Raw genomic sequence first — 12,695 nt, forward strand, 5'->3', positions numbered from 1 at the left:
TGACCAGCGGTGCTTACTGCAGAAACTAGGCCCCGCCGGCCGCGCTTCCGTTGTTCGCGCGCCTAGGATTGAGGCCACAGCGTTGTCGGGTCGAACAAAGGGGCCAGCAGTGGACGGTGCCGTCGCCGCCTCGGCCAGTGCGCCGCCGCAGCGCGCCCGCGCCAGCCTCCGGCAGGTGCTCATCACCCTGGGCGACCCGCTGATCGAGCCACTGGTGGCGCCGCGCGGCCTCGGCGTGGAAGCCCGCGACGTGGTCATCTCCGACCCCGACGACGACCTCGACGCCCGTCCCGGCGACCTGGTGCTGGTGATCGGCGCGCGGGGCCGGGCGGCCGTGTCCGCCGTGCGGGCCGCCGGCCGCGCCGGGGCCGCGGCCGTGCTGGTCAAGGTGGACTCCGCCGAGCAGGCCACGGTGCTGCGCCAGGCCGCCGTGGACACCGGCGTCGCACTGCTCGGCGTGCCGCCCGAGGCGCGCTGGGAACGGCTGGCCACCCTGGCCCGCGGTGTGCTGGCCAGTGCCGAGGCCAGCCCCGGCGAGGGGCTGGGCGACCTGTTCTCGCTGGCCCAGACCATCGCCGCGCTGACCGGCGGCACGGTCAGCATCGAGGACACCGCCAACCGGGTGCTGGCCTACTCCCGCTCCTCCGACGAGGTCGACGAGCTGCGCCGGCTGTCCATCCTGGGCCGCCAGGGCCCCGAGCCCTACCTGGCGCTGCTGCGCGAGTGGGGCGTCTACGAGCGGCTGCGGGCCAGCGAGGAGGTGGTCCGCATCGCCGAACGGCCCGAACTGGGCATCCGCGGCCGGCTCGCCGTGGGCATGCACGTCGGCGACCAGCTGCTGGGCACCATCTGGGTGCAGGAGGGCCGCGAACCCCTCAGCGAGGCGGCCGAACGCGCCCTGCTGGGCGCGGCCCGGGTCACCGCCCTGCACCTGATCCGGCAGCGCAACGAGCCCACCGCCGGGCTGCGGTTCCGGGAGAACCTGCTGGCCGCCCTGCTGGACGGGCGCACCGACGCCGAGTCGGTGGCCGAGCAGATCGGCGCGGACGCCACCCGGCCGGCCGCCGTGGCCGTGTTCACCCTGCGCACCAGCGGCCGGGCCGGCATCGGCCGGGCCGAACTGGAACTCAAGCGCGCCGAGATGACCAACCTGATCTCCGTGCACGCCGCCGCCTACCGGCGCAGTGCCCTGGTCACCCCGGTCGGCACCCGCACCTACGTGCTGCTGCCCGACCTGCCCGAGCTGCCCGAGCCGCCGACCGGGGCGCCGGCGGCGGACTGCCCGGTGCCGCCGGCCGTGCTGGGCATGACCAGGGAGGTGGTGGCCACCGCCCGCCGCCACCTGGGCATGACCGTGCAGGCCGCGGTCGGCTCACCCGTGCCCACCCTGGACGAGGTGCCCCGGTCCCGGCAGGAGGCCGACCGGGTGCTCGCGGCCATGGCCCGCGACGTCGCCGGCGACGTGGCCACCCTGGGCCAGGTGCGGTCCCAGGTGCTGCTCAGCGAGACCCTGGCGCTGCTGGCCGCCAACCCCGAGGTGCGCGACCCCCGCCTGGGTGTCCTGCTGGCGCACGACGCCGAACACGACAGCAGCCTGGCCGAGTCGCTGCTGGCCTACCTCGACGCGTTCGGCGACGTGCGCACCGCCGCCCACCGGCTGCACGTCCACCCCAACACGCTGCGCTACCGGGTGCGCCGGGCCGTCGAGGTCACCGGCCTCGACCTCGACGACCCGAGGCAGCGGCTGTTCGCCCAGCTTCAGCTGCGGCTGTCCTGACCGGCCGGCGCGCCCACCGGGCCGCGGCGCAGCACCGCCCGCTCGATCACCGCCCAGGTGGTGGAGGTGAGCAGGTAGACGCCGGCGGCCAGGGGCAGCACCGCGGCGCCCAGCAGTGTGCCGAACGGCAGCACGCGCACCAGCCAGCCAGCGGGCACCCCGGGCCCGGCCGGGGTGCCGGCGAGCAGCGCCTGGCGGGCCTGCCACCGGGACGAGCACCAGGCCACCACCGCCAGCAGCGCGAACAACCCCAGGAACACCGCGCCGCCGGCCGGCCAGAACCCCGAGGGCGCGCCCAGCACGTCCAGCCAGTGCGCGCCCAGCGGCGCGCCGAACAGGGCGTGGTCGAGCAGGCCGTTGGGGGCCGCGCCGATCGAGGACGAGCTGAACAGCCGGTACAGCACGGTGAAGAAGGGCAGCTGGGCGAGCATCGGCAGGCAGCCGGCGAACAGCGAGGTGCCCGACCGCTGGTGCAGCGCGAGCACCTCCTGCTGGAGCCGCTGCGGGTCGTCCCGGTGGCGTTCGCGCAGCTCGCGCAGTTGCGGTGCGAGCGAGGCGCGGGCGCGTTCACCGCGCACCGCCGCCCGGCTCAGCGGCAGCAACAGCAGCCGGACGCCCGCGGTGAACAGCACGATGGCCAGGGTGGTGGCGAACTCGCCGGCCAGCGGCCGGGTGATCGAGGCGAGCCAGGAAACGAGGTGGTACGCGCCGGAAACGGGCACGTCGAGGAAACCGAACACGGACAGCACTCCGTCATGTCGAAGTCGCGGCGAGGAGCGCGCAACCATCCACAGTGGACGGGCAGGGCGGTGCCCCGCACCGTCCACAGCGGACAGGCGCGGTGGGCCGCGCCGGCACGCGGGCACGGCGCGGTGAAGGAAAAGCACGCGTGGACAGGAAGAAGGGCCGGTGGGGGTCAGCGGCGCCGGGTGCGGCGCCGGACCTAGCCGACCGACGGGTGCCGCTGGCCGGGGGCGCGGGGCCGGGACCGGCCGGCCGCGTCCGGGTCGCGCAGGCGCAGGAAGGCCGCGCGGCGGGAGCGTTCCCGCAGGGCCTGGGCCCGGGTGCGGATCGGTGAGCTGGCCACGTCGAGCCGGCCGGCGTGCGCGTGGCACACCACCAGCACGACCACCACGCCGGCCGCGGCCACCAGGGAGGCCACCGCCAGCAGACCGCCCGGGCCGGACGTCGACTCGACCAGCGCCGCCGACCACGTCGGGAACAGCAGGGTGAGCACGGTGGTGACCAGCGACAGCTCGCCCATCACGCCTCCCGCACCCGCTCGCCGACTCCCGGCCAGTCTACGGAACCCCGCTACGGGCGCCGGGGCTGGCGGTGCAGCAGGCCCAGCCGCAGCCACTGCGCCTCGGCCGCCTCGATGTGCGCGCGGGTGCGGGCCGGGTCCACCGCGGCGAGCTGGGCGACCACGGCCTGGGCCAAGGCCAGCCCCGGGGTCAGCGACGGGAAGAACGCCACGCCCTCGGCCGGCACCAGCAGCACCTGCTCGGCGGTGCGCACCAGGGCCGGGTCCGCGACGTCGGTCAGCACGAACACCCGGGCGCCCCGGGCGTGCGCCTGCTCGGTGGCCAGCACCGTGCTCTGGTAGAGCCGCCAGAAGCTGATCGCCAGCAGCACGTCCCCCTCGCCCAGCCGGGCCAGCGCGTTGGCCAGGTCGGCGTCGTCGCTGGCCAGCTCCACCGGGTAGCCGGCCAGCCTGGCGTTGTGGGTGAGGGCCGCACCCACGGCCGCGTAGCTGCCCTTGGCCACCACCAGGGTGCGCCCGGCCGAGGCGATGGCGGTGGCCAGGCCGGCCACGTCCACCTCGGCCACCCGCCGGGCCAGCGCGCCGATCCCGTCCAGGTCGCGGTGCAGCGACGCCAGCGCCGGGCTGCCGCTGACCTCGTGGTGCTCGGCCACGTCCGAGGCGCTCAGCGAGGACAGGTAGCGGGCCCGCAACTCCTGTTGCAGCGCCGGCCAGCCGGCGAAGCCGAGGGCCTGCGCGGTGCGGGTGACGGTGGCGACGTTGACCCCGGCCAGCTCGGCCAGGTCGGCGGCGGAGCCGAAACAGGCCCGCCGCGGCTGGGACAGCAGCACCTCCAGCACGGCCGCCGCCTTGGGTTTGAGCCCCCGTTCGGGCACCCGGCCGCGCAGCCAGTGCTCCACCGCGTCCCCGGTCTCGGTCACGTGCCCGTCCCCTGAACGTTACCGACAAATTCGCAATGACCATTGCATTTTCGCAGGACCGCAGCTTAGTTTGCGTGAAATCCGAGAACCATCCGGAGGGCGCATGTCCCTGTTGGCGCGGCTGGACCGGCTCCCGCTGAGCCGGCCACACTACGGTCTGCTGCTGCTCGGCGGCCTGGGCTACACCTTCGACGGCATGGACGCGGCCGTGATCGCGTTCCTGCTGCCCAGCGTCGGCCAGGAGTGGGGGCTGGACAACGGCCAGCTCGGCCTGATCGGCTCGGCCACCCCGTTCGGCTTCCTGTTCGGCGCGACCATCGCCGGCCTGCTCGGCGACCGGATTGGCCGCCGCCGGGTGATGATGTGGGCGCTCGCGTTCTACGCGGCGTTCACCCTGGTCGCCGCGGTCGCCCCGAACTACGAGGTGTTCCTGGGCGCCCGGGTGCTCGCCGGCCTGGGCACCGGCGCGGAGAGCGCCATCATCGCCCCGTTCCTGTCGGAGTTCGTGCCGGCCGCGCGCCGCGGCTGGTTCGTGGGCGCGCTGTCCGGGTTCTTCTCCTTCGGGTTCGTCGCCGCCGCCCTGATCGGCCGGTTCGTGGTGCCGACCATGGGGGAGGGCTGGCGCGTCGCGCAGGTGATCACCGCGCTGCCCGTGGTGATGCTGCTGTGGTGGCGGCGCTCGCTGCCGGAGTCACCGCGCTTCCTCATCGCCAACGGACGCCACGCCGAGGCCGAGGTGGTCGTCACCGACCTGGAGCGGCGGGTGGCGGCGGCGACCCGCGCCCCGCTGCCGCCCGTGCCGTCCACACCGGACACACCTGAGGTGGCCGCGGCAGCGCCCAAGCTGGGCCTGATCTCCGCGCTGCGCCACCTGTGGGGGCCGGGCATGGCCCGCCGGACCGCGATCACCTGGCTGATCTGGTTCGTGATCACCTTCTCCTACTACGGGTTCTTCTCCTGGATCCCCACGCTGCTCGTGCAGCGCGGCATCACCGTGACCAAGAGCTTCGAGTTCTCCATCATCATCTACCTGGCGCAGATCCCCGGGTACTTCTCGGCCGCCTGGGTCTCCGAGCGGCTGGACCGCAAGAACACCATCGCGCTGTACCTGGCCGGGTCGGCGGTGTCCGCGTTCTGGCTCAGCCAGATGAGCGACCCGGTGATGATCACCGTGGCCGGCGCGGTGCTGTCCTTCTTCCTCAACGGCACCTACGCGGGCGTCTACTCCTACACACCCGAGGTGTTCCCGACCTGGATCCGGGCCAGCGGCAGCGGGTTGGCCAGCGCGTTCGGCCGGGTGGGCAGCATCCTCGCGCCGTCCATCATCGGGGTGTTCGCGGCCAGCCTCGGCTTCGCCGGGGTGTTCGGCCTGACCACGGCGGTGCTCGTGGTCGGCGTGTTGTGCACCGTGCTGTTCGGGGTGTCCACGGCCGGGCGTTCCCTGGAGGACCTCACCGAGCCGGGACCGGCGGCCCCGCCGGCCCAGCCGCGCGCGGCGGAGGAGAACAGGGCATGACCGGGCGGGAAGACGGGACCGACCAGCGGGGCGGCACCGCCTACCCCGCCGGGGTGGCCGAGGTGTTCGCGGAGGTGGAGGCGCGGGTCAGGGCGGCGGTCGGCGTGCGGCTGTTCACCGTGCTGGCCTGGCTGCCCGGCCGGCGGGTGCTGCACCGCGCCCACACCAGCCACCCCGAGCAGTACCCGGTCGGCGGCGAGAAGTCGGTCGAGGTGGCCGCCGGCTGGCTGGAGCGGTGCGTCCACGGCCAGCGGCCCTACCTGGGCGCGGACCGCGCGGCCGTGCGGGAGATCTTCAGCGACCACGAGCTGATCGACGCGCTCGGCTGCGGCGCGGTCATCAACGTGCCCGTGGTGGACGACGGCCGGACCCTCGGCGTGCTCAACATCCTCGACGCCGAGGGGCGCTACGACGACGCCGCCGTCACCAGGGCGGCGCAGCTGGCCGCGCTCGCGGTCCCCGCGCTGCGCGCCGTGGTGGCCCGCCGGGACCGGCCGGCGGCGGAGAACCCAACCCAGTCGGGAGGACCGTGGTGACCACATCCCTGCTCGTCCGCAACGCCCGCGTGCTCGACGTGGTGTCCGGCGACTACCACGAGGGCGATCTGCTCAGTGTGGACGGACGGATCGCCGAATCCGGGCCGCGCCTGACCGCGCCGGCCGGTGCGTCCACAGTGGATGTCGCCGGCGCGGTGGTGCTGCCCGGGCTGGTCGACGCGCACGTGCACGTCACCGCGGCCACCGCCGACCTCGGCGCGCTCACCACCTGGTCGCCCAGCTACGTGGCCGCGCACAGCGCTCGCATCATGGGCCAGATGCTGGACCGCGGGTTCACCACCGTGCGCGACGCCGCCGGCGCCGACTACGGCCTGGCCGACGCCCAGGCCGAGGGCCTGATCCGCGGGCCGAGGCTGCTGTTCTGCGGCCGGGCGCTCAGCCAGACCGGCGGCCACGGCGACAACCGCGGCCGGGGCACCCACCTGGCCGACGACCACCCGTGCTGCGCCGGGCTGGGCCGGGTCGCCGACGGGGTGGACGCGGTGCGCGCCGCCGCCCGCGACGAACTGCGCAAGGGCGCGCACCACCTCAAGGTGATGGCCTCCGGCGGGGTGGCCTCGCCCACCGACCGGATCGACTCCACCCAGTACTCCGACGAGGAGCTGCGCGCGATCGTGGCCGAGGCCGAGGCGGCCAACCGGTACGTGGCCGCGCACGCCTACACCGCCCGCTCGGTCAACCGGGCGCTGCGCGCCGGCATCCGCTCCATCGAGCACGGCAACCTGATCGACGACGAGAGCGTGGCGCTGCTGCGCGAGCACGACGCGTTCCTGGTGCCCACCCTGGTCACCTACTGGGCGCTCAAGCAGGAGGGCATCGAGCACGGGCTGCCCGAGCGCAGCTGGCGCAAGGTGGACGAGGTGCTCGACGCCGGGCTGGCCGCGCTGGAGCGGGCCGCGCGCGGCGGTGTCCGCCTGGTCTACGGCAGCGACCTGCTCGGCGGCATGCACCGGCACCAGAACGAGGAGTTCCGCATCCGGGCGCAGGTGCAGCAGCCCATCGAGGTGATCCGCGCGGCCACGGTCACCGCGGCCGAACTGGTGAACCTGGCCGGCGAGGTCGGCACGCTCGCGGTGGGCGCGCACGCCGACCTGATCGTGCTCGACGGCGACCCGCTGGCCGACATCGGCGTGCTCGCCGACCCCAGGCACATCCGCGCGGTCGTCCAAAGTGGACAGGTGGTGGCCGGGGGCGTCTAGCGACTGCCCGGCCAGGCGCGGCGCTCGACCAGGCGCAGCACCAGGGCGGCGATGTTCCACGCGTCGTCGCCGCCCCGGTGGTGCCGGCCCTCCAACGGCAGGCCGGCGATGTCCAGGGCGGTGGCCATGCCGACCGGTCGGGGCAGGTCGAAGGCGGTGGCGAAGACCGCCTTGGCGTTGATGTGCCGCCGGCCGAACGGGTAGGCCACCCCGGTGGCCGCGCACTGGCGCAGGAACTGCTTGCGGTCGTAGTCGCCCCAACTGGCCCAGCCCCGCGTGCCGGCGGTGTGCTCGGTGGCCAGCCGCCGGCACGCCTCGGCGAAGCTGGTGCCGGTGGCCACCTCGGCCTGGGTGAGCCCGGTCAGCTCGGTGCAGAACGGGCTGACCGCGGAGCGCTCCGGGCGCACGAGGAGGCGGTGCCGGCTGACCCGCGTGCCCGCGACCACGTCGACCACGGTCAGCCCGATCTCGATGATCTCGCTGACCTGACCCGCCGGCGGCGTGCCCGCCCAGCAGGTGGCCTCCACGTCGACGACGTTCAACAGCCGTGCCCCGTCACCCATGAGCGGCGAGGCTAGCCACCCCGCTCGCCGGGCGGCACCCCATTTTCCCGGCAGGACCACAGTGGACGGACAGCCCCGTCGCGTCCACAGTGGACTGTGTGTCGGTGTCGGTGTCGGCGCGGTGTGGCGGCACCTGGCGGTCGGCGGCGCACAGCTGACCGCCGCACGTCGTCACACCGCGTGAGCCGAGGGGCGGGCAGTGCCGACCCGGGGCGGGCCGGCCCGCCGGCGCGCTGGCCGGATCTGCCCAGGTACCTGGTTGTGTCGCCCCTTCCGCGCGGTGCGCCCGGGCATTACAGTTCCGCGCCGTTGTTGATCGCGAAGCGCTCACCTACTCGCCGAGGGGGCAGTACATGCGCAGATTCGTCAGGGGGTTGATCGCCGCCGCCGTGCTCGGCGCGGCAACGGTCAACGCCGCTCCGGCATCGGCCGCGAGCACCGTCACCGTGGACTCGCTGGCGGTCAGCGTGACCGCGCCGGTGGCCGGCCGGCAGTTGACCGCCACCGCCGCGGTGCGGGCCAGCCAGGCGCTGACCGTGCAGGCGCTCACCATCGCCGTGCGCGACTCGGCCGGGGAGAACGTCGACTTCCCCGGGGCGGTGGAGGACTTCCGGCTCACCACCACCGCGTCCACGTTCACCACCGCGTCCCGGTCCTTCCCGGTGGGCACCTACACCTACTTCGTCGCCTACCTGCACAACGACGTCTGGACCGAACTCACCCCGCGCAGGACGTTCACGGTGACGGCCGACCCGAACAACCCGGTGACGCTCAACCACGAGTTCACCGGCGCGGCCGGCAAGGGCCCGAACGAGGGCCTGAGCACCCCGCTGTGGTTCAACGACCCCTGCTGGCAGCAGGGCTGCACCGGCACCCTGGCCGAGTACTCGATGGACAACGCCAAGCTCGACGGCAACGGCCACCTCGTGCTCACCGCCCAGTACACGCCCAACAGCACCGCCCGGTGCGGTGCCACCAGCTGTGCCTACAAGTCCGCCCGGCTGACCATGCTGGACTGGGAGAACAACGACGGCGCGCCGCACTGGTCGCAGCGGGGCGGCCACCTGGAGGCGCGGATGCGCTCCTCGGTGGGCGCCGGCCTGTGGCCCGCGTTCTGGACGGTCGGCGCCAACAACGCCACCGTGCCCTGGCCGGCCTCCGGTGAGATCGACATCGTGGAGATCCTCGGCCAGCACCCCACCAGCGTCATGCAGAACATCCACACCGGGCCCGACGAGGACAGCAGGGTCCAGTTCCCCGCCCAGCCGGCGCTGCCCGGTGCGGGGACCATCGACGGCTGGCACACCTACGCCGTGGACTGGGACGCCAGCGCCACCGGCTACCTCAAGTGGTCGATCGACGGCGTGGTCACGCACACCGTGACCGCCGCCGAGGCCGGCGCCAACTGGGCCCGGTCCTTCCAGCACCCGCACGCCCTGATCCTGAACCTGGCGGTGGGCAGCGACGACGCCGAGTGGGTTCCCCGGCCCGACGACAACAGCATCTTCCCGGCCACGCTGGAGGTCGACTGGGTGCGCGCCCACGCCAAGCCGCAGGCGTGATCAGCGCCGCTGGTCCGGGCCGGTGACGAGCACCGCGGGGTGGGCGGGGTCGTCACAGCGGACCACGACGTCCGCGTGCTCCTCGGGGCGGCGCTGCTCGGCGTAGCGGGCGAACGCCGGCAGCGTCCACCGCTCGTCGGCGTCGGTGCGCCGGGCCAGCGCGGCCGCGGACATCCGCAGGTGCACGGACAGCTCGGCCGGCAGGCCCCGGCCGAGCAGCAGCGCGCCGTCCACCAGCAGCACCCCGCCGGGCGGCAGCGCCACGTAGTCGGCGCGGCTGGCCCGGTCGGCGCGGGCGTCCCACAGCGTGGGCAGCAGCCGCCCGGTGCCGGTCGGCCCCAGCGGGTCGAGGACCTCCCGGACCAGCCCGCCCACGTCCAGCCAGTCCTCGTAGTAGGAGTCCGGGTCGGTGCGCCCGCGCTCGAAGCGCAGCGAGGCCGGCCGCAGGAAGTCCTGAGTGGACACCCGCAGCACCGGCCGGCCGCGCAGCCGCAGCGGGTCGACCAGCTGGTCGGCGAGCCGACCGGGCTGGGTCGCGGGCGCCCCGTCCACCAGCACCCGCGTCCAGCGGGCACCGGCCAGCCCGGCGATCCGCTCGGCCAGCTCCGCCACCAGCGCGTCGGGTGAGATGGGCCGAATCGCCTGCCTGGCCACGTGCGAACCTCCCAGTGTCGTTCCGGTCGTGCCGGTGGATCCAGCTGCCCGAAACCCTACGTCCGGCCGCGGCGGGGCCGTAGGATAACGATGTTTCGCGACTGGGGCTGGGGAGAGGTTTTCGGTGACCGAATACGCGATGCGGCTCGCGCAGCCGGCGAACCTGCTGTTGTTGCCGGTGCTGCTGGCACAGGGTGGTCTGGTGCGGCGCCGCACACCCCGCCTGCCCGAGGCGGAGGCCGACACCGGTCTGGTCGCCGGCAGCGGGCCGGTGCTGCGGCTGGCCGTGCTCGGTGACTCACTGGCCGCGGGCGTCGGCGTGGCCCACAACAGCGCGGGCCTGGCCGGCCAGCTGGCCGCGCGGGTCGCCGCCAGCACCGGCCGGGCCGTGTCCTGGCGGGTGGCCGCGCGCACCGGGGCCACCGCCCTCAGCACCGCGCGGGAGCTGACCGGGCGGTTGGTCGACCCGTCAACCCGGTGGCGGCCCGACATCGTGGTCGTCTCGGTGGGCATCAACGACCTGCTGGCCTACCGCCGGGTGCGTGCCTGGCGCGCGGACCTGACCGCGCTGCTGCACGCGGTCCGCTCGCGGGTGGGCGCGGCCGTGCCCGTGCTGGCGCTGGGCATCCCACCGCTGCGCCGGTTTCCCGCGCTGCCCCAACCGCTGCGCGGGGTGTTCGCGGTGCGCGCCGGGCTGATGGACCGGGTGCTGGCGCGCACCTGCGCCGGCCTGGACGTCGGGCACGTGCCGCTGCCGGCCGCGCGGATCAGCGACAGCACCGAGTTCTTCGCCACCGACCGGTTCCACCCCTCCGCCGTGGGCTACCGGGAACTCGCCGCGGAACTCACGGCCCCGGTCCTGGCCAGGGTGCCGGCCGCGCGCGGTGCCTGAGCGGTGGGCACCCCGCGCGGCCGGTGTGGTTCAGCCCTGGCCGGGCCAGGGGACCTGCGGTGAGCGGTAGTAGTTGATGCCCATGGCCTGCCAGCGCGGCGCCTGCGCGGCCAGCCGGCGGGCGAAGTCGGTCCAGTCGTGGCTGGCCGCGGCGGACCAGCCCAGCTCGGCGATGGCGGGCAGCCGGGGGAAGGCCATGAACTCGATCTCGTCCATCGTGGTCAGCGTCTCCGACCACAGTGGAGCCTCCACGCCGAGCACGTCCTCCTCGGCGACGCCGTCCAGGTAGTCGCCCGGGTTCCAGTCGTAGGCGTCGCGCACCTCGATGTAGCCGGCCCACTTCAGGCCCAGCGGCGTGTTCTCGTCGTACTTCATGTCCAGGTAGGTCTTGTTCGCCGGGGACAGCACGACCTTGGTGCCGCGCGCCACCGCCTCGGCCACCTCCTGGTCCACCGTGGCCGTGCCCCAGTACTGCGGCCGGGACTCGGTGGGCGGGGTGGCCTTGAGGAACTCGTGCCAGCCGGCCGGAACCTTGCCGTACTTGGTCACGATCGGCAGCACCCGCGCCATGAACGCCCGGTAGTCGGCCTCCTCGGTGGAGTGCGCCTCGTCGCCGCCGATGTGCAGGTACCTGCCCGGGGTCAGCGCGGCCACCTCGCGCACCACGTCGTCGACGAACTCGTAGGTGCGCTCCAGCGGCACGCACAGCGAGCTGAAGCCCACCTCGGTGCCGGTGTACAGCGGCGGGGCCACGCCGTCGCAGTTCAGCTCCGGGTAGGAGGCCAGCGCGGCGTTGGTGTGGCCGGGCATGTCGATCTCGGGGATGATCGTGATGTTGCGCGCCTGGGCGTAGGCCACGATGTCCCGGTACTGCTCCTGCGTGTAGTAGCCGCCGGTGCCGCCGCCGACCTGGGTGCTGCCACCGTAGCTGGCCAGCCGCGGCCAGCTGGTGATCTCGATGCGCCACCCCTGGTCGTCGGCCAGGTGCAGGTGCAGCGTGTTGATCTTGTAGAGGGCCAGTTCGTCGATGTAGCGCTTGACGTCGGCGACCGGGAAGAAGTGCCTGGCCACGTCCAGCATCGCGCCCCGCTCAGCGAACCGGGGCCAGTCCACGACGTGTCCACCCGGGACGGTCCAGTCCACCCGCTGCGGGGTGGCGCTGCCCACCTGGGCCGGCAGCAGCTGGCGCAGCGTCTGCACGCCGTTGACCAGGCCGGCCCTGGTGTTGGCCCGGATCACCACGGCCCGGTCGGTCACGTCCAGCTGGTAGCCCTCCTGGCCGACCCTGGCGTCGGCGCCGGTCAGCAGCAGGTTGATGCCGCCGGTCGGCCGGCCGTGCACCGGGGTGACCGGCAGGTCGAAGCCGGTGGCCGGGCGCAGCAGGCCGGCCAGGTACGCGCCGACCTCGGCCGCGGCCGGGGCGCCGGCCTGGGTGTGGATCCGGGTGGATCTGGTGAGTCGGAAGGTGGCCTTCGGGTCCGGTGTCGCCGCCACCGGGGCGGGCACCACGTCGCGCATCCTGTTCTCCTGGGGGGCAGCGGTGGTTGGCGTCGGTTCGGCGGCCGACGCGGTGGCCACCACGCCGGGCGCCAGCCCGGTGACCGCGGCGAGCAGCACCGCCGCCAGCACCCGGGTTGGTCGAGACCGTTGGTGAGTCATCCGTCGAGTACTAGCCACAGGTTTCCTCCCTGGCCGCATGCTCTCGGTAGTGCGCTCGGTCACGGCCGAATCACGGTTACAGCTGCCCGAAAACCTGTCAAGGTATAGACCAATTTTTGGTTCAGACCACTG

At 74.1% G+C, this 12,695-nt stretch carries 12 protein-coding genes; 6 read left to right on the top strand and 6 right to left on the bottom strand.

Annotated elements, in window-relative coordinates:
* The first annotated feature begins 109 nt into the window (after positions 1–109).
* The gene (locus tag LX83_RS09320) at positions 110–1,777 is read left to right on the top strand and encodes a PucR family transcriptional regulator (protein ID WP_253769403.1); all 1,668 of its coding nucleotides are present in this window, start codon (positions 110–112) and stop codon (positions 1,775–1,777) included.
* Here the strand turns inward: LX83_RS09320 and LX83_RS09325 are convergent.
* The 3 genes from LX83_RS09325 to LX83_RS09335 form a co-directional block, all read right to left on the bottom strand.
* Entirely contained in the window at positions 1,759–2,517 is a 759-nt protein-coding gene (locus tag LX83_RS09325; protein ID WP_253769406.1) for a YidC/Oxa1 family membrane protein insertase, read from the bottom strand. The two genes, LX83_RS09320 and LX83_RS09325, sit on opposite strands and share 19 nt — an antisense overlap.
* A gap of 203 nt (positions 2,518–2,720) precedes the next feature.
* Positions 2,721–3,041 carry a DUF6412 domain-containing protein gene (locus LX83_RS09330; protein WP_253769408.1) on the bottom strand — a complete coding sequence of 107 codons (321 nt, stop codon included), beginning with the start codon at positions 3,039–3,041 and terminating at the stop codon, positions 2,721–2,723.
* Between the two features lie 50 nt (positions 3,042–3,091).
* Entirely contained in the window at positions 3,092–3,961 is an 870-nt protein-coding gene (locus LX83_RS09335) for a MurR/RpiR family transcriptional regulator (protein ID WP_253769410.1), read from the bottom strand.
* Between the two features lie 103 nt (positions 3,962–4,064).
* Between LX83_RS09335 and LX83_RS09340 the strand changes: the two genes are divergently transcribed.
* Genes LX83_RS09340 through LX83_RS09350 form a run of 3 tightly spaced genes read left to right on the top strand, consistent with a single transcriptional unit; the run spans position 4,065 to position 7,233 of the window.
* On the top strand, positions 4,065–5,477 hold the full coding sequence (locus tag LX83_RS09340; protein WP_253769412.1) for an MFS transporter: 1,413 nt from the start codon (positions 4,065–4,067) through the stop codon (positions 5,475–5,477).
* Positions 5,474–6,013: a GAF domain-containing protein gene (locus LX83_RS09345; protein WP_253769414.1), complete on the top strand. Its 540-nt coding sequence runs from the start codon at positions 5,474–5,476 to the stop codon at positions 6,011–6,013. Before LX83_RS09340 ends, LX83_RS09345 begins: the two co-directional genes overlap by 4 nt.
* The gene (locus LX83_RS09350; RefSeq protein ID WP_253769416.1) at positions 6,010–7,233 is read left to right on the top strand and encodes a metal-dependent hydrolase family protein; all 1,224 of its coding nucleotides are present in this window, start codon (positions 6,010–6,012) and stop codon (positions 7,231–7,233) included. The genes LX83_RS09345 and LX83_RS09350 overlap by 4 nt, the downstream gene beginning before the upstream one ends.
* Here the strand turns inward: LX83_RS09350 and LX83_RS09355 are convergent.
* Positions 7,230–7,796, bottom strand: a complete 567-nt coding sequence (locus LX83_RS09355; RefSeq protein WP_253769417.1) for a 3'-5' exonuclease — start codon at positions 7,794–7,796, stop codon at positions 7,230–7,232. The genes LX83_RS09350 and LX83_RS09355 overlap by 4 nt on opposite strands.
* Before the next feature lie 353 nt (positions 7,797–8,149).
* Here LX83_RS09355 and LX83_RS09360 point away from each other — a divergent pair, with 353 nt between their 5' ends.
* Entirely contained in the window at positions 8,150–9,358 is a 1,209-nt protein-coding gene (locus tag LX83_RS09360) for a glycoside hydrolase family 16 protein (protein WP_253769419.1), read from the top strand.
* Here LX83_RS09360 and LX83_RS09365 read toward each other — a convergent pair whose 3' ends face one another.
* Positions 9,359–10,012 (bottom strand): nucleoside/nucleotide kinase family protein, encoded by a 654-nt coding sequence (locus LX83_RS09365; protein WP_253769422.1) that lies wholly within the window; start codon positions 10,010–10,012, stop codon positions 9,359–9,361.
* Positions 10,013–10,136: 124 nt separating this feature from the next.
* On the opposite strand from LX83_RS09365, the gene LX83_RS09370 reads away from it, so the two are divergent.
* Positions 10,137–10,904, top strand: a complete 768-nt coding sequence (locus LX83_RS09370) for an SGNH/GDSL hydrolase family protein (protein ID WP_253769424.1) — start codon at positions 10,137–10,139, stop codon at positions 10,902–10,904.
* Positions 10,905–10,934: 30 nt separating this feature from the next.
* Here LX83_RS09370 and LX83_RS09375 read toward each other — a convergent pair whose 3' ends face one another.
* Positions 10,935–12,563 (bottom strand): beta-N-acetylhexosaminidase, encoded by a 1,629-nt coding sequence (locus LX83_RS09375; RefSeq protein WP_253769426.1) that lies wholly within the window; start codon positions 12,561–12,563, stop codon positions 10,935–10,937.
* Positions 12,564–12,695: the final 132 nt, after the last annotated feature.

This window comes from Goodfellowiella coeruleoviolacea (assembly GCF_024171785.1).
Lineage (GTDB): Bacteria > Actinomycetota > Actinomycetes > Mycobacteriales > Pseudonocardiaceae > Goodfellowiella > Goodfellowiella coeruleoviolacea.